The 16,704-nt window shown below is 73.0% G+C and carries 15 protein-coding genes; 5 read left to right on the forward strand and 10 right to left on the reverse strand.

The genetic code is table 11. From position 1 onward, the window contains the following. Nucleotides 1-24 precede the first annotated feature (24 nt). Nucleotides 25-1,413 carry a Tat pathway signal sequence domain protein gene (locus ACPXCS_RS25100; RefSeq protein WP_425949418.1) on the reverse strand — a complete coding sequence of 463 codons (1,389 nt, stop codon included), beginning with the start codon at nucleotides 1,411-1,413 and terminating at the stop codon, nucleotides 25-27. Between the two features lie 115 nt (nucleotides 1,414-1,528). Then, complete coding sequence (locus tag ACPXCS_RS25105) at nucleotides 1,529-3,241, reverse strand: VanW family protein (protein ID WP_425949420.1); 1,713 nt, start codon at nucleotides 3,239-3,241, stop codon at nucleotides 1,529-1,531. A gap of 219 nt (nucleotides 3,242-3,460) precedes the next feature. Here ACPXCS_RS25105 and ACPXCS_RS25110 point away from each other — a divergent pair, with 219 nt between their 5' ends. From ACPXCS_RS25110 to ACPXCS_RS25120, 3 genes are all read left to right on the forward strand, one after another. Then, on the forward strand, nucleotides 3,461-4,726 hold the full coding sequence (locus ACPXCS_RS25110; RefSeq protein ID WP_425949421.1) for a glycosyltransferase family 4 protein: 1,266 nt from the start codon (nucleotides 3,461-3,463) through the stop codon (nucleotides 4,724-4,726). Then, nucleotides 4,723-5,556, forward strand: a complete 834-nt coding sequence (locus tag ACPXCS_RS25115) for a transferase (RefSeq protein ID WP_425949422.1) — start codon at nucleotides 4,723-4,725, stop codon at nucleotides 5,554-5,556. Before ACPXCS_RS25110 ends, ACPXCS_RS25115 begins: the two co-directional genes overlap by 4 nt. A 163-nt stretch (nucleotides 5,557-5,719) precedes the next feature. Next, nucleotides 5,720-6,382: a YceI family protein gene (locus ACPXCS_RS25120; RefSeq protein WP_425949423.1), complete on the forward strand. Its 663-nt coding sequence runs from the start codon at nucleotides 5,720-5,722 to the stop codon at nucleotides 6,380-6,382. An 8-nt stretch (nucleotides 6,383-6,390) separates the two neighbouring features. Here the strand turns inward: ACPXCS_RS25120 and ACPXCS_RS25125 are convergent, their stop codons facing one another. Genes ACPXCS_RS25125 through ACPXCS_RS25150 form a run of 6 tightly spaced genes read right to left on the reverse strand, consistent with a single transcriptional unit; the run spans nucleotide 6,391 to nucleotide 11,416 of the window. Next, nucleotides 6,391-6,888 (reverse strand): molybdenum cofactor biosysynthesis protein, encoded by a 498-nt coding sequence (locus ACPXCS_RS25125; RefSeq protein ID WP_425949425.1) that lies wholly within the window; start codon nucleotides 6,886-6,888, stop codon nucleotides 6,391-6,393. Between the two features lie 54 nt (nucleotides 6,889-6,942). After that, nucleotides 6,943-7,953: an MASE1 domain-containing protein gene (locus ACPXCS_RS25130; protein WP_425949426.1), complete on the reverse strand. Its 1,011-nt coding sequence runs from the start codon at nucleotides 7,951-7,953 to the stop codon at nucleotides 6,943-6,945. A gap of 50 nt (nucleotides 7,954-8,003) precedes the next feature. Next, the gene (locus ACPXCS_RS25135; protein ID WP_425949428.1) at nucleotides 8,004-8,882 is read right to left on the reverse strand and encodes a PP2C family protein-serine/threonine phosphatase; all 879 of its coding nucleotides are present in this window, start codon (nucleotides 8,880-8,882) and stop codon (nucleotides 8,004-8,006) included. A 55-nt stretch (nucleotides 8,883-8,937) separates the two neighbouring features. Continuing rightward, nucleotides 8,938-9,765, reverse strand: a complete 828-nt coding sequence (locus ACPXCS_RS25140; protein WP_425949429.1) for a DUF817 domain-containing protein — start codon at nucleotides 9,763-9,765, stop codon at nucleotides 8,938-8,940. A gap of 28 nt (nucleotides 9,766-9,793) precedes the next feature. Further along, on the reverse strand, nucleotides 9,794-10,399 hold the full coding sequence (locus ACPXCS_RS25145; RefSeq protein WP_425949430.1) for a hypothetical protein: 606 nt from the start codon (nucleotides 10,397-10,399) through the stop codon (nucleotides 9,794-9,796). Between the two features lie 18 nt (nucleotides 10,400-10,417). After that, the gene (locus tag ACPXCS_RS25150) at nucleotides 10,418-11,416 is read right to left on the reverse strand and encodes an anion permease (RefSeq protein ID WP_425949431.1); all 999 of its coding nucleotides are present in this window, start codon (nucleotides 11,414-11,416) and stop codon (nucleotides 10,418-10,420) included. 134 nt (nucleotides 11,417-11,550) lie between these two features. Between ACPXCS_RS25150 and ACPXCS_RS25155 the strand changes: the two genes are divergently transcribed. Beyond that, nucleotides 11,551-12,168 (forward strand): DUF998 domain-containing protein, encoded by a 618-nt coding sequence (locus ACPXCS_RS25155; RefSeq protein ID WP_425949432.1) that lies wholly within the window; start codon nucleotides 11,551-11,553, stop codon nucleotides 12,166-12,168. 64 nt (nucleotides 12,169-12,232) lie between these two features. On the opposite strand, the gene ACPXCS_RS25160 is transcribed toward ACPXCS_RS25155, so the two are convergent. Together ACPXCS_RS25160 and ACPXCS_RS25165 are read right to left on the reverse strand one after the other, a co-directional pair. Beyond that, nucleotides 12,233-12,907 (reverse strand): pyridoxamine 5'-phosphate oxidase family protein, encoded by a 675-nt coding sequence (locus ACPXCS_RS25160; protein ID WP_425949434.1) that lies wholly within the window; start codon nucleotides 12,905-12,907, stop codon nucleotides 12,233-12,235. Between the two features lie 178 nt (nucleotides 12,908-13,085). Further along, nucleotides 13,086-14,114: an AI-2E family transporter gene (locus ACPXCS_RS25165; protein WP_425949634.1), complete on the reverse strand. Its 1,029-nt coding sequence runs from the start codon at nucleotides 14,112-14,114 to the stop codon at nucleotides 13,086-13,088. A gap of 446 nt (nucleotides 14,115-14,560) precedes the next feature. Between ACPXCS_RS25165 and ACPXCS_RS25170 the strand changes: the two genes are divergently transcribed. Continuing rightward, a complete protein-coding gene (locus ACPXCS_RS25170; RefSeq protein ID WP_425949435.1) occupies nucleotides 14,561-16,624 on the forward strand; it encodes a discoidin domain-containing protein in 2,064 nt (687 codons plus the stop codon). Nucleotides 16,625-16,704: the final 80 nt, after the last annotated feature.

The raw sequence follows: 16,704 nt of genomic DNA on the forward strand, positions 1-16,704 counted from the left end.
ACGGCAGCGGACCGGGCCGCCGGGTCAGGCCCGCAGCGGGTTGTACCGCGCCGCCGCCATCAGGTACCAGGCGGTCGCCCCGGTGTGCCGGTACGGGTAGTAACCGAAGCCGAAGCCGGTGTCCAGCGGACTGCTCGCGGACACCACCCCGGCGCGCTCGGGCAGTTCCCGGCCGCCGACGGTCTGACCGCCCCCCAGCAGGTCCTGGGCCCGCTCCAGGGAGGCGAGCAGCTGCCGGGCCCGGCTCTCGTCACCGCGCGCGCCGCGCTCCCGCAGGGCGAGGGCGAGATGGGCCGTCCCCTCGAACCACACCCCGTTGCGGTCCGGCTTGGGCTGCCCGGAGGCGATCGGCGCGTCCTCGTCCGCCACCAGACTCGCCGAACTGAAGGTGACCCCCTCGTACGACTGCCCCGCCGGCACCGTGCTGTTCGGGCGGCCGGAGTGGTCGACGACGGCCAGCTCGGCCGCCGCCCAGTCCAGCGAACGGGTGTAGCCGCGCGTGCGGGCACCGAGGGCGAGATGCGTCCAGGTCTGGGTGTCCTCCGGGATCGGCGCCTTGTTCACCGTCACCCCGTCGTTCGTGCCGGTGTAGAAGAAGCCTCCGTCCGGCTCCCACATCCGCCGGACGAACTCCTCGGCCCGGGCGCGCCGTTCGCGCCACACCCGGTCACCGGTGAGCCGGGCGAGCCGGCCGAACAGGCAGATCAGGTCCGTGTTGTGCTCGGTGGAGGTGAACGGCAGCCGCTGGTTCGCCCCGTCCACGCCGAACTTGTAGCCGCCGAGCGGCTCCGTGGTCCGGCCGGTCCGCTCGATCCACTCGCCGATCCGCACCGCGCCCGTGAGGAAGCGGCGCGCGCCGGTGCGGCGGGCCAGGGCGCTGAGCGCGATGCCGGCCCAGGCCATGTCGCCCACGGCCGTGCCGGTGAAACCGAACTGCGTGCCGACGTTGACGGTGCCGTCCGGCCGCACGAAGCCGTCGGGCTGCGGCGAACCGTCGTAGAAGGTGTACGGCCCGACGTTGTAGGCCTGCCGGAGCCTGCCGTCGTCGTGGGCCGGGTCGTGCAGCTGGGCGTAGAGCAGGGCGTCGCCCAGGGCCGTGGCCCGGGCCAGGCCGCCCGCGGTCCGGGTCGCGAGGTGGGCCAGGACGGCCAGGGCGTTGTCGTACGTGAACGCGGTGCTGAACAGACCGGCCTGGTCGGTGTAGCTCTGGGTCAGCCGGAGGTCCCCGTGGTCGGGATAGGCGTCCATGGCGGCGGCGAGGAAGGCCTGGGCGCGGGCCGGGGACGGCGCCGGCCGGGCAACGGGACCGGCCGCGTGGGCCTGCCCGGTGCCGGCCGCGGCGACTGCGGCGGCCCCGAGCCCGGCACCGATGAGCGAACGCCGGCTGAGCGCCGGGCCTTGTCTGCCAGTCATGGATCTCCCCTTGAGAGCGCTCTCAATTTGCGCGCTCATTGTGCTGGCGCCATGGAGGCGGGTCAACGGCCCGAGCAGAAGGGAGAGTTGTGCGGCCGGTCGAACGGTGGTCGGATCACTCGCAGACGATCTCGTCGCGCGGCGTGTAGTGCGTGCGGTACGGCTCGCGCCGCACCTCCCGGCCGTCGTTGTAGAAGACCCGCTCCACCGTCACGTCGAATCCCTCCAGCGGCGTCTGGGGGACGCACTCCTCGGCGTCGCTCACCTTCTTCGCCGGCTTCTTCACCTCGGTGCGCGGGCCCTTGACCGCTTTGATCTCGTCGTAGGCGCGGGTGCCGAGGAACGAGACGGTCACGGACGTGTCCGTGGACTCCGCCTGGATGTAGAGCGCCTTGCCCGAGTCGTTGGTGAAGCGCAGGTCCAGGCTGCCCCAGGCGACCGTCGCCTCGCGGCCCTCCGGGTAGCGCTCGATGTAGAAGGAGTGCGCGCCGTGCTCGACGGGCTTGACCCCGGCGAAGAACAGCGCGTTGTACACGGTCGTCGCCACGGCGGACACCCCGCCTCCGGAGGCCTTCGTGAACTGGTCGTCGAGGATGATGATGCCCTCGACGAAGCCGTTCGCCTTCGTACGTTCACCGACGGTCCGGTTGAAGCTCCACGTCTCGTCCGGCCGTACCAGGGAGCCGTTGATGAGCTCCACCGCCCGGCCGATGTTCTTCGTGCGGTACTCGGCCGGTTCGAAGTCGACCGTGAAGGAGCTCATCGTCTCGGTCAGCCCCAGCTCGGCCGCGTTCTCGCGGGTCACCTCGGGCCGGGTCGTGTGCACGTCCACCGCGCCGGTGCGGGCGTCACCCGTCCCGGTGAGCAGGGGCAGCACGGCCTTGCCCAGCGCCTTGTCGGTGACCTCCCTGCCCATCACGGCGTCCTCGGCCACGGCGACCCGGTCGCCGTCCGGCCGCAGCACGGCGTCGCGGGCGGTGGTGGTGATCTCGTCCAGCGGTCCGGCCACCGCGGGATCGTCCCGCAGCCCCTTCGCGTCGAGCCGCGGTTCCAGCGTGCCGTCGTCGTCCGGCCGCATCGAAAGGTGGGCGCCCAGGACGTCGGGGCCGACCGTGATCCGGCGGCCCGCCGCGGTGAGCGTGACGGGTCCCGAGACGGCCGGCTGCGCGAACGAGCGCACCGCGCGCCGCACCTCCTCGGCCGTCACCTTCGGTCTGGTCTCCCGCACCGGCAGGGCCGTCACCGCGCCGGCGTCACCGCGCAGGAACGCGGCGCGCAGGGGGCCGACCGAGGCCGGCACGTCCAGCGCGTAGCCGGTGCGCGGCGCGACCTGCTCGACCCGCCCGCCGTCGAAGGCGACGGCGCCGTCGCGGACCTTCCGGTCCAGTGCCAGCCGCCCGAGCGCGGCCCGGGCCCGGTCCTCGTCGAGGCGTACGACCGGCTCGACGGCGCCACCGGTGCGGAACAGCCCGCCGAACACGCTGAGCGGGTCGACGCCCGTGCGCGCGGCGCGGTCGACGGTCGCCCGGACGTCGTAGGACAGCCCGGCACGCCGCGGATCGACCGTGCCCCTGCGGTCGCCGACCCGCACCGGGATCGCCCGCGCGCCGGACGCCTCCAGCCGCCGCTCCAGCTTCCGCACGGCCTCCGCGCGGCTCAGCCCCCCGATCTCCACCCCGCGCACGGTCGTCCCGGCGTCGATCTCCCCGCCCGTGAGCAGCAGCCCGCCGAGGTACAGGCCGCCCACACCGACGGCCAGCGCACCGCCCGCCAGGGCGAGGGGCGGCAGGGATCCGAGGCGCGGTACGGAGGTTATTCGGGGGCGCATGGCTCTCCAGGGGATCGACGAGGACGGTGCACCCGTGACGCGACACTGCTGCGGGCAAACAGATCAAGCTATGCACATCCCGGTGGCACAGCACTATGGCCCAGACCACTTATGTCCGAGATCATTACGGAATCGTCCGGACCCACCCGGCCTCCCGCGCCGGGCCACAGAGTAGTAACGGTGAACAACTGTCCGGGTGTTGACGCCGTCTAGACCACCATGAAGATCTCTTTCCTCATCCACAACGCCTACGGCATCGGAGGGACGATCACCACCACGTTCAACCTGGCCCGGGCGCTGGCCGCACGGCACGACGTCGAGATCGTCTCCGCCCTGAGGCACCGGGAGGACCCCAACCTCACCCCCGACCCCCGGGTGCGGCTGCGGGCGCTGGTCGACCTGCGCAAGGAAGCGGACCATCCGCTGCACGGGAGACCGGCGAAGATCTTCCCGGCCGCCGAGTACCGTCACGGTCAGTACAGCGAGCTGACCGACCAGCGCATCGGCGAGCACCTCGCCGACCTCGACGCGGACGTCGTCATCGGCACCCGGCCCGGTCTCAACGTGCACATAGCCCGCCAGGCCCCGCAGCACGTCGCCCGCGTCGGCCAGGAGCACCTCACCCTCGACAACCACTCGCCGCGGCTGCGCACCGTCCTGCGCCGCGCCTACCGCCACCTCGACGTGATCACCACCGTCACGGAAGCGGACGCCGCCGCCTACCGGCGCGCCATGTGGCTGCCCGGCGTCCACGTGGAGGCCCTGCCGAACAGCGTCCCCGACCCGGTGCTGCCCCCCGCCGACGGCACCGCGAAGGTCGTCGTCGCCGCCGGGCGCCTGGTCCGCGTGAAACGCTACGACCTGCTGATCGAGGCCTTCGCCCAGGTCGCGGCCGCGCACCCCGACTGGCAGCTGCGCATCTACGGCAAGGGCGAGGAGCAGTCGGCGCTGCGCGGGCTCGTCGAGCGGCTCGGCCTGTGGAACAACGTGTTCCTGATGGGGGCCGCCACCCCCATGGAGGCCGAGTGGGTCAAGGCCTCGATCGGCGCGGCCGCCTCGAACTTCGAGCCGTTCGGCATGACCATCGTCGAGGCGATGCGCTGCGGACTGCCCGTCGTCAGCACCGACTGCCCCTACGGCCCCGGCGAGATCATCCAGGACGGCACCGACGGCCGGCTGGTCCCCGTCGGCGACCGGGACGCCCTCGCCGCGGCCCTGCTGCACCTCGTGGGCGACGACGAACTGCGCCGCCGCATGGGCGCCGCCGCCCTGAGCAACGCGCAGCGCTTCGCCCCGGGGCCGGTCGTCGCCCAGGCCGAGCACATCCTCGACCGCGCGGTCGCGGCGCGCACCGCCGGCCGGCGTGCCGCTCGCGACGCCACCGGGACCCTCAGCCCGCTGACCGGCCGGATCCACGCCGCCCGCGACACGGCCCACGCCGCTGCCGCCGGCGCCCTGCGCGCACTACGGAAGGGCCGACGATGAGCACCCACCAGGACACCGTCCCGCGCACCGACTGCACGAGCGACGCGGACGGGCGGATCACCTTCCGGCTGCCCGGGGCCCCGGCCGGCCGCCCCCGCCTGCTGCTGCGCCTGCGCCCCAGGAAGGGCCACCCCGAGCAGACCCTGCGCCACCTCGACCTGGAACCCGACGCCGACGGCCGCCCGCACGCCGTGCTGGAACCCGGCACGGACCTGGCCGAAGGCCGCTGGGACCTGTACCTGCTGCCGGAGCAGGGGGCCGGCCGGCAGCGGCTGCGCCCCGGTCTGCGGGATCTGCGCGCACTCGTCGACGGGCACCTGCGGCACCGCTCCACCCCGGTGGCCGTGCGGGTCCCGTACGTCACCAAGGACGGCTTCCTCGCCCTGCGGGCCTGGCTGCGCACCGCCCACGCGGAGGTCCACGCCGTCGGCCTGGCCGACGGGGCGATCACGGTCGCCGCCCGGCTGCACGGCGCCGGCCTCCGGCAGAGCGCGACGGTACGGCTGCGCCTGCGGGGCACCGGCACCTTCCGGACCGTGCGCCCCCGGATCGACGGCGACGGACGCGGCTTCTCCTTCACGGTCGGCTCCGGCGACCTGGCGGATCCCGCACCTGAGGCCGGCCGCGTCTGGGACGCCTTCGTCCTGCCGGAGGCCGATGCGCGGCCGGTCAGGATCGGCCGCCTCCTCGACGACGTCGCGGACCGGAAGCACGTCCACGTCTTTCCGGCGACCACCGCGGGCGCTTCCGCTCTGCGCCCCTACTACACCGTCGACAACGACCTCGCGATCGAGGAGACCCCGACCGCATCCCCGAAATGCCCGGAATGAAAAACACTGGGGTTTCGGATGGGTATTTCGTCGGTGCGCCGCGAGCGTCATGTGTGGATTCTGTGCAAGGTGCCGGGGAAATGGGCCGCCGGGCTCCTCGTCAACAGACGCACAACGCAAGGGGACTTGCGGCAATAAAGAAACTCAAGTACCTAGATGAATCATGAACCTGTTCAACCGCGTCGTGCCGTCCCGGCGGCAGACGCCTGCCGTCCCCCCACAGCGCCCCGTCGGCGCACCGGCTTCCCCCACCGCCGTCCTGCCGGATCCCGGCCTGGCGAGTCTGACCGGTGAATGGGTCGTCGACCCTGCGCACAGCAGGATCGGCTTCTCCGTCCGGCACGCGATGGTGACCACCGTGCGCGGTTGTTTCCTGGAGTACGAGAGCCGGCTCTACTTCGACGCCCACGACCCGGCCCGGTCGCGGGCCGACATCACCCTGTTCACCTCCAGTGTCGACACCGGGGTGGAACAGCGCGACGCCCACCTGGTCGGGCGTGATTTCCTCGACGTCGCGACCTATCCGCGGATGCGTTTCACGAGCACCGGGGTGCAACAGGCGGGCGCCGATCTCTATCTCATGTCGGGCGAGCTCACCATCAAGGGAATTTCCCGGCCGGTCGTACTCGAGATGACCTACATCGGGCATGTCACCGACCCGTTCGGCTACGAGCGGGTGGGATTCGACGGCACCACGACCATCAACCGCTCGGACTGGGGCCTCACCTACAACAGCAGGCTGGCCGAGGGCGGTGCGATGGTGAGCGAGAAGGTGCGTCTGCAGTTCGACATCGCGGCGATCCGCACGGCACCCGGGGCCGGCTGACCGGGCCCTCAGGAGGCGGTGCCGGCCTCGTCCAGGGTCCGGAACCGAGCCGGGCCGACCGTGAGCAGGCCGTCGCTCAGCGGTGTGCAGCGCACCCCGCCCCGGCCGCGCAGGGCACGCTGTGCGCCGGGGCCCACGGTCACGTCCATCCAGGCGCAGGGCCGGGCCGGGCGGTTCACCGCGAACAGCACCGGCCCGGTGCCGCAGTCCAGGGAGATCGTCGCGCCGAGGTACGCGTCGATGTCGACGCCCCGCAGCAGGACGTTCCGGCGCGTGTGCCGCAGGTCGGCGCCGGCCGGGAGGTTCTCCGCGGCCATCATGGTCACCGCCGCGTCGCGGTGCGCGGGCCGCGCGTGGTAGCGGTCGCCGACCAGGCCGAGGCCGCCGCGCACCGCGACCCGCGTGACGCGCTCGTCGTCCGGGCCCGGAGCGGGTCCGTCCGACGGCCGCCCGGCCAGCCGGTGCGCGGGCGACACCAGCAGCTGCAGCACCTCCACCTCGATCACGCGCCCACCTTAGGGCGCGCCGGCCGCCGCAGGTCCGGCGCGGTCCCGGGCGGCTCATTCGTCCCGGCGCCGCCCGGCCCCGCGCTCGTCGCCCGGCGTCCGGCCGTCCGGCACGTCGCCCGCGGTGAGATGCCCGAGGACCTCCACCAGTTCCTGGCAGGCGCGCTCCACCGAGCGCCGGGTGTTGATCTGCTCGGTGATCACGGCCGACAGGATCAGGGCCGTCAGGGCCATCGCCCCGTTGAAGGCCTGCAGCTTCATCATCACCTCCACCCGGCTGAGCCGCTCGAACGGTCCCACCCGGTCGGTCGCCGCCACGGTGGCCATGACCGACGCGAACAGGGCGCACACCATGCTGCCCGCCAGCTGGAACCGGAGAGCCGCCCAGATCAGCAGGGGGTAGACGAGATACAGCACGCTCAGCCGGCTGTGCGCGGCCAGCGGCACGACACAGCAGACGATGACCGCCAGCCCGGTGGCCTCCTTCCAGCGCGTCAGGCGCACCGGCAGGCGGATCCGGGTCAGCAGGAGCACGACCGGCGTGACGATCAGCACGCCCATGGCGTCGCCCACCCACCAGGCCAGCCACACGGCCCAGAAGCCCGTCCACTCGATCCGGTCCGTGAGGAGCAGCAGGCCCGCGCCCGTGGTGGAACTGATCAGCATCGCCGTGAACGCGCCCAGGAACACCAGGGCCAGACCGTCCCGCAGCCGCGCGAGTTCGGTGCGGAAGCCCGCCCGGCGCAGCAGCAGGTACCCGGCGACGGGCGCGGCCGTGTTGCCGGCCAGCACGCCCAGCGCCGACGGCGTCGGAGAGGTGAGGGACAGGATGACCAGCAGGGCGCCCAGGGCGATCCCCGGCCAGCAGCGCAGTCCGAACAGCAGCAGGCAGGCGACCGAGACGCCGGTGGGGGGCCAGATGGGGGTGACGACCGCGCCCTCGACGACCAGTTCCCGCAACAGCCCCAGCTGCCCCGACGCGTAGTAGCAGGCGGCGACGGCCGGCGTCAGCAGAACGAGGGCGACCGGACTGCGCAGATCCTGGCTACTCACCACAGCAGCCATGAGACACCGGGGCCGCCGGGTCGGCGAGGCGGGAGCGGGGCCGTGCGGCCCTATGGCTGAGCGGTCCGTATCCGCCCGCCGTCGGCCTCGTGGGACGGGCGCGGCGCGTCCGGCCCGTCGAGTCCCACGACCAGGACGGCGGCGTCGTCGTCGTGTCCCACCCGCTCCGCGCCCTTGATCACGGCCGCGGCCAGCGCGTCCACGTCCATGCCCGCCACCGCGGCGACGCCCGCGAGCCGCGTCACCTGGTCCAGTCCCTCCTCCAGCCGCAGCGACGGCCCCTCCACGACCCCGTCCGTGAGCAGCACGAACACCCCGCCGGTGGTGAGCTCGTACCGGGTCACCGGATACGGCATGCCCGCCAGGACCCCGAGCGGGGGTCCGCCCTCGTCCTCGGTGACGCCGGACTTGCCGTCGGCCGTGGCCCAGACGCAGGGCAGATGCCCCGCCCGCGCGCTCTCCAGCACCCCGGCGCAGGGGTCGAGCCGCAGGAAGGTGCAGGTGGCGAACAGGTCGGAGTTGAGCGCCAGCAGCAGGTCGTTGGTGCGGGCCAGGACCTCACCCGGCTCGCTGCTGACGGAGGCCAGCGCCCGCAGCGCGGCCCGTACCTGTCCCATGAAGGCGGCGGCCTCGATGTTGTGCCCCTGGACGTCACCGATGGACAGACCGATCCGGCCGTCGCCGAGCGTGAAGGCGTCGTACCAGTCACCGCCCACGTTCAGGCCCCGGTACGCGGGGGCGTACCGCACGGCCAGGTGCAGCCGGTGCGCCACGGGCAGGTCGCGGGGGAGCATGCCGCGCTGCAGCGCGAGGGCGAGCTCCACGCGGGAGCGCTGCATCTCGGCCTGCGCGCGTGCCTGGGCCGTCAGGGCACCGAGCCGGGTCAGCAGCTCGTCGCCGTCGTCGTCCGTGGTGCCGGTGCGGGACATGGATCACTCCGGCGAGGATGGCCACGGTCGGTGACGACCCTCGAAGTCACATCACTCAATGTGCGTTCATAGGATGATACTCAGGGCCGGGCCCGGTGACGACTCGCGGCCGCCGGCCGACCGCCGCCAGCACGAAGGTCACGCTGATCAGCAGCGCCCACGCGCCGAACTTGCCGATCCCCACCGGCTCCCATCCGTGCTCCTGGTACGGGTAGCGCCAGGCGCCGGCCAGGGTGGCGAGGTTCTCCGCCACCCACAGGAAGAACCCGATCAGCACGAACGACACCGCCAGCGGCATCCGCAGCCGCGCCCCCCGCACGGTGAACCGCACCGACGTCCCCGCGGTCACCGCCACCAGCAGTCCGGCCAGCACCCAGCGCACGTCCGGCAGCCAGTGGTGGCTGAAGAAGTTGACGTAGATCGCCGCCGCCACCACCGCCGTGGCACGCGGCCGGTAGCGCACCAGCTCCAGGTCGAACAGGTGCCAGGCCCGGCACACGTAGCTGCCCACGGCCGCGTACAGGAACCCGCCGTAGAGGGGCACCCCGGCGAACTTCAGCACGGCGGGTTCCGGGTAGCTCCAGGAGCCGAGCGACACCTTCACCAGTTCGAAGGCCAGACCGATGACGTGACAGACCGCGGTGACGGCGACGTCCCGCCCGTCCTCCCAGCCGCGCAGCCAGAACAGCAGCGTCAGCAGGACGCCGTAGACGACCAGCACGTCGTAGCGCGCGACCGGGAGGTCGGGCAGCAGGGCGGAGACGGCGACGCCGGACAGCAGGGCGATGGCGAAGGCGCAGGCGCGCGTCTGCGTCCACGCGAAGTCGAGCAGGTGCCGGACGACCGGTGCGGCCCAGGGGCCGCCGACGCTGGGAGGGATCATGGTGCCCTGTAGGACGGGCCCGCGCCCGCTACCGGTTGCAGCGGACCTCCGCTGTCGAGGCCGTCCCGCCCCGGGCTTCCGCCACGGCCTGCCGCAGCAGCCCGGACAGCCGCTCGTCGGCGTCGGGCGCGGCGCTCAGCACCCGCACGGCGTGTTCGAGGTACCCGCGCCCGGGGCCGCGCCACCACAGCAGGTCGGACAGACGGCCCACGGGGCCGGCCACGGGGGAGCGGGCCAGGCGCCGCGCCCTCCGGCGGCACGCACGGCCGTGCCGCTCCAGCCGCCGGGAGGCGGGGCGGACCCGCCGGGCCGTGTCCACCACCAGACCGACCAGCAGTGGCGCGTACGTCCGGCCCGCCGACCGGGCGCCGGCGAGCTCTGCGGCCAGCGGCCACAGGGCGAGCCGGGCGGCGTCGCCCACGCTGTCGTTGACCGCGCGGGCCAGGGCGGCGAGCACCGGATGCGTACCGGCCGGGCTGTCGGTGAACCGGTCACCGGCCAGCAGCGCGGCGGCCTCCATCAGGCAGGCACCGTCGTCCGGGTGCAGATGGGCGAAACGGCCGGGCAGCGGGAGGCCGCCGGGCACCCCGCCGCCCGACGGCTCGGACGCCGGCGGAACGGAGGAAGGGCTCATGACGGCCTCCGGCGGGCCTCACACACCGGTGACGGCGTGCAGGAAGAGGTAGAGCGCGGCGGCGGGGATCCCGGCGCCGGGGAAGGTGAGCACCCATGCGGTGACGATGGAACGGGCCACCTGCCAGCGTACGGCCGAGGCCCGCCGGGTGGCGCCGGCACCCAGGATGGCCGCGGTGATGGTCTGCGTGGTGGAGATGGGCGCCTTCAGCAGGAACGCGGTGGTGTACAGGACGCTCGCGGCGGCGGTCTCCGCGGCGAAACCGCGCGGCGGGTCCAGATGCACGATCCGCCGCCCCAGGGTGGTGATGATGCGCCGGCCACCGCTGTAGGTGCCGGCCGCCATGGCGAGCGCCACGGCGACGACCACCCACACCGGCACCGAGAAGTCGTCCTGCCAGCCCGCCGTGACCAGCGCCAGCACGATGACACCCATGGTCTTCTGCGCGTCCTGCAGCCCGTGCCCCAGTCCCATCGCGGCGGCCGACACCGTCTGCGCCATGCGGAACCGCCGCGTGGTGCGCCGGGGCGCGGCACGGCGGAACGCCCACAGGATGGCGGTGTGGAGCAGGTAGCCGAGCGCCACGCCGACCAGCGGGGACAGCAGCATCGGCAGGACGACCTTGTCCACGATGCCCGACCAGTACACCGTCGCGGAGGCGGCGAGCGCGGCACCGACCAGACCGCCGATCAGGGCGTGCGAGGACGACGTCGGCAGCCCTCGCCACCAGGTGAAGACGTTCCACGCGATGGCGCCGAGCAGCGCGCACAGCACCAGCAGCAGGCCCGAGACCTCCTCGGGCGCCCCGATGATGCCCTTGCCGACGGTCTGGGCGACCTCCGTGCCCAGGAAGGCGCCGAGGAAGTTCATCACCGCCGCCATCGCCAGGGCCACCCGCGGGGTCAGGGCGCGGGTGGAGATCGAGGTGGCGATCGCGTTCGCCGCGTCGTGGAAGCCGTTGGTGAAGTCGAAGGTCAGCCCCACGACGATGATCAGCACCACCAGCGTGAGCTCCATGACCGATCACCTTTCGCCGCGCGCCCGCACGTTCCCATCCTGCGCCTGAGCGGGCGGAGCGGACCCGGCTACTACGCCACGCGAGGGCGGACTCGTCCCACGGACGGAAGGTCACGTCGCTCTACGGTGTCCTGGTGCGATCTGTTCCGAAATGGGCTGTTGTGTCGTCGGGGTGTGCCCCGGTCGCCCTGATCCTGGGCTGGGTGGTCGCGGCATCGCTCCAGAGCACCCCCTACGACCCCGCCGCCCAGACGATCAGCGTCCTGGCGGCTCCCGGGACCTCGGGCTCCTGGGTGATGACGGCCGCGTTCGTCGTCCTCGGCGTCTGCCACCTGCTCACCGCCTGGGGGCTGCGTCCCGCCGCGACGCCCGGACGCGCGGCACTCGCGGCCGGGGGAGTGGCGGCGCTGGCGGTGGCCGTGGTCCCGGCACCGAGCAGCGGAGGCTCCCTGAGCCACGGCTCGGTGGTCGCCGGGGGCTTCACCGTCCTCGCGGCCTGGCCCTTCCTGGCCGCCCGCACCGGCGACAGCGTCCCCTGGGCCCTGCGCCCGGTTCCCTCCCTCGCGGTGACCGGCGTGATGGCGCTGGGCGCGGCCTGGTTCCTGGTCGAGCTGAACCAGCGGGGAGCGGCGGGCGTGGCCGAGCGCGCGGTGACGACCGTGCAGTCGGTCTGGCCGTTCGTGGTGGTCCTGTCCTGCCTCAGGAGCACGGCCCGGGTGAGCAGGGCGGGACGCCCGGTGCGCCGTCAGTAGGAGGGGCGGGGAGAGGGGAGTGCGGGCCTGCCCTGCCCTCCCGCCTGCGCGGCACCGGTGGAGTTCACGGACGTGGAGCCCCCGGAGTGCGGCCGGTGAGCCGCCGGCCGGCCCGGGCCGCCGCCCCGAAGTAGTCGCCGCCCTTGCGCCGTACGTCGTCCGTGCCCCAGGCCCGCTCCTCGCCGGGGGTCCGCCGCCGCTGGGCCGGGACGAGCCGCGGTATGTGCTTCGAGCAGTGGATGTACGCCTCCTCGACCTCGATGCGCACCCAGGTCTGGGGACGCCGGCCGGGCACGGGGTCGGTGGCGAGGCGGCCGGGGTGCCTGAGGCGCATGGCGTCGTCGGGGACCAGCTCGGCCCGGCCGTTGACGTGCAGACCGATCCGGTCCGTGGTGAAGTCGATCATCAGCAGGCCCACGTGCGGGTTCTCGCGGATGTTCCCGAGCGAGGCCATGACGCCGTTCCCGCGGTACTCGGGATAGGCGAGGGTGGTGTCGTCGAGCACGTGCAGGAAGCCGGCCGGGCCGGCCCGGAAGGTGTTGTCGCACTCCCCGTCGCCGTCCGCGGTGGCGAGGAAGAACATCTCCTGGCGGGCCACGAACTGCTGCATGAGCGGGTTGAGCCGGTCCAGCACCTGTTCGTCGTAGAACCGGTCGGCGCGCTCGGTGGTGCCCAGCTCCTGCTGGATCAGATGCTCTCCGTGGCTACCGGGGCGGTCGGCCCGCTCATCGTCGTACAACGGTCCTCCAGACGGGCATGTCGCGTGCGGTCACCCGCTGGCCGAGAAGATCGCCACGGGCCGCGCAGTAGAGACTAGAGCAGCCGGGTGAGGGCCATGTCGGTGGCCGGGGCACGGAAAGCCGTCGGTCGGTGGCACGGGCACCCCGACACCGCGCCGCATGGCGGGACTCGGCGGGTCAGGCGCTCCGGTCGCGCAGCGCCTGGCACACCGCCCAGACCACGGCCACCAGCGGTACGGCCACCACGGCACCGATCACGCCGGCCGCGACCGCCCCGCCGACGACCGCCAGGGCGACCACCACCGGGTGCAGCCGGACGGCCCAGCTCATCACGAGCGGGTGCAGTACGTGCCCCTCGATCTGCCCGATGACCACGATCAGCGCCACGACCACCAGGGCGATCAGGGGTCCCTTCGTGGCGAGGGCGACCACGGCCGCCACCGCCAGGGCGATCGGTGAGCCGATCAGCGGGATGAACGCGGCCACGAACTCCAGCAGCGCCAGGGGCACCGCGAGCGGCACCCCGAGAGCGAACAGCGCGACGCCGACCAGGACGGCGTTGGTGCCGGCCACCAGCAGGATGCCGTGGGTGTAGCCGGTGAACGTCCGCCAGGCGGCCCGGCCGGCGACCGTGACGCGCTCTCGTGCCCCGGCGGGGAGCTGGTCGCACAGCCACTGCCACTGGCGCTCGCCGGAGTGCGTGAAGAACACCGCGCAGAACACCGCCAGGGCGAGGACGGTCAGCACCTCCAGCAGCCGGCTCGCGCCGCTGAGCGCCGTGCTGATGACGGTCGAGCGGTGGTCGGACAACAACGAGCCGATCCGCGACTGCAGATCGGCGAACGCGTCCGCGGGCAGCCGGAACGGGGGTTCCTCCAGCCGCCGTTCGATCCGGTCGATCCCGGCCACGAACTCCCGTGCCAGTCCGCTGCGCTGGTCCGCCACGGTCTCGCCCACCAGGGCCAGCGCCCCGAGGACGAGCAGGATGCCGCCGACGAGCGCGACGGCGACCGCGAGCGGCCGGGGCAGGAACCGTGCGAGCAGTCCGGCCACGGGCCGCAGCACCGCGGCGATGACGAGACCGAGGAAGACGGCGACGGCGATCCGGTGGAACTGCCCGAGCACGGAGAAGGCCACCCGGACGACGACACCGACGGCGATGAGCCGCCACGCGTAGGCGGCCGCGGTCCGCAGCAGGGCGGGCACCCGGGCGTCCTCGCCGGCGAGACGTCCGAGCGGCGGAACGGGCGGCGGTTCGGGAGGCGAGGACACCCCCTCCCCGTACCACCGCAGGGTCCCCCACCCGCACGGCGCCCGCGCAATTCCCCCGAAGGCCGGTACGGGCCGGGGGCGGCACCACCCCCGACGCCGTCAGCCGCCCGAGGGGCGGCCGGGCGTCGAGACGCGCCGGGGCCGCGCCGCCCGCGTCCGCTGCCGGTGGCTGCCCCGGCCGGAGTTCCGGCGCCGACCGTCCTGCCCCCGCCGGCCGCGGTGGACCCGGAGGTTTGATTACCTGTCAGTAGGCCGCGCACTCCCGTGTATTGACTCGTGCGGCGGCAGGGGTGATTCTCGTCGCACGTTGGGCGAGGTCATGACAAACGGGCTGTGCTCCGCCGCCGACCCCGCCTCCCGCTGACCGAGGGACGTGGGTTGTGACCAGAGCCGAACGCCCGTACCGCACGCGCAAGAACGTGACCGTCGTGTCGCTCCTGCTGCTCGTGCTGGCCGTCGCACTCGGCCCGACGCCGAGTGCGGCGGCCGGGACCGACTGGTGGAGTCCCACCGCGCGGCCCGCGCCGGACTCGCAGATCAACGTCACGGGCGAGCCGTTCACCGGCACCGACGCCCGGGGCGAGGTGCGCGGCTTCGTCGACGCGCACGACCACATCTTCTCCAACGAGGCCTTCGGCGGGCGTCTGATCTGCGGCAAGCCGTTCTCCGAGAAGGGCGTGGCCGACGCGCTCAAGGACTGCCCCGAGCACTACCCGGACGGCTCGCTGGCGATCTTCGACTTCATCACGCGCGGCGGAGACGGCAAGCACGACCCCGTCGGCTGGCCCACCTTCAAGGACTGGCCGGCCCACGACTCGCTGACCCACCAGCAGAACTACTACGCCTGGGTGGAGCGGGCCTGGCGCGGCGGGCAGCGCGTGCTGGTCAACGACCTCGTCACCAACGGCGTGATCTGCTCCGTGTACTTCTTCAAGGACCGGAGCTGCGACGAGATGACGTCCATCCGGCTCCAGGCCAAGCTGACGTACGACATGCAGGCCTACATCGACAGGCTGTACGGCGGACCGGGCAAGGGCTTCTTCCGGATCGTCACCGACAGCGCCCAGGCCCGGCAGGTCGTCGAACAGGGCAAGCTGGCGGTCGTCCTGGGTGTGGAGACCTCCGAGCCGTTCGGCTGCAAGCAGATCCTCGACGTGCCGCAGTGCAGCAGGGCCGACATCGACAAGGGGCTGGACGAGCTGTACGCGCTGGGCGTGCGGAGCATGTTCCTGTGCCACAAGTTCGACAACGCGCTGTGCGGTGTCCGCTTCGACTCCGGAGCTCTCGGAACGGCCATCAACGTCGGCCAGTTCCTGTCGACCGGCACCTTCTGGAAGACGGAGAAGTGCACCGGGCCGCAGGCCGACAACCCCATCGGCAACGCGACGGCGGCCGGAGCCGAGGCGAAGCTCCCGGCGGGCGTGGAGGTCCCCGGCTACAGCGCGGACGCCCAGTGCAACGTCAGGGGTCTGACCGGCCTCGGTGAGTACGCCGTGCGCGGCATGATGCGGCGCGGGATGATGCTGGAGATCGACCACATGAGCGTCAAGGCCACCGGCCGGGTGCTCGACCTCTTCGAGGCCGCCTCCTATCCGGGCGTCCTCTCCTCGCACAGCTGGATGGACGCGGAGTGGACCGAACGCGTCTACGGCCTGGGCGGTTTCATCGCCCAGTACATGCACGGCTCCGAGGGCTTCGTCGCGGAGGCCAGGCGCACCGAGGCCCTGCGCGACAAGTACGGCGTGGGCTACGGCTACGGCACCGACATGAACGGCGTCGGCGGCTGGCCCGCCCCGCGCGGAGCCGACGCCCCGAACAAGGTCGTGTATCCCTTCAGGAGCGCCGACGGGGGTTCCGTCATCGACCGGCAGACCACCGGCGAGCGCACCTGGGACCTGAACACCGACGGAGCCGCCCACTACGGCCTCGTCCCGGACTGGATCGAGGACATCCGCCGGGTCGGCGGACAGGACGTGGTGGACGACCTGATGCGTGGCGCGGAGTCCTACCTCGACACCTGGGGTGCCTCCGAGAGCCACGAGCCCGCCGCCGATCTCGCCGGCGGGTCCACCGCGTCGGCCTCCTCCTCCGAGTGGAGCCTGTTCACGAGCCACCAGCCGCACCGCGCCGTCGACGGCGACCGCGGCACCCGCTGGGCGAGCGACTGGAGCGACGACCAGTGGTTCCGGCTCGACCTCGGTGCCGCGCACACCGTCAGCCGGGTCACCCTCGACTGGGAGCGCGCGTACGCGAAGGCCTACCGCGTCGAGCTGTCCACCGACGGCACGACCTGGCGGACGGTCTGGTCGACGACGGCCGGCGACGGCGGACTGGACACTGCGCGCTTCGCCGCCGCACCGGCCCGCCACGTCCGCATCCAGGGGCTCGCGCGCGGCACCGGCTGGGGCTACTCCCTGCACGAGATCGGCGTCCACGGCACCTGACGGGCGCGCCCGGCCGGGGCCGGTGAGAAGCACTCCACGAGAAGTGGACGCGTCGTTCATATAATGCTTATATGGATGCA

The sequence above is a fragment of the Streptomyces sp. DT190 genome (assembly GCF_049846985.1).
In the GTDB taxonomy this organism is placed as follows: domain Bacteria; phylum Actinomycetota; class Actinomycetes; order Streptomycetales; family Streptomycetaceae; genus Streptomyces.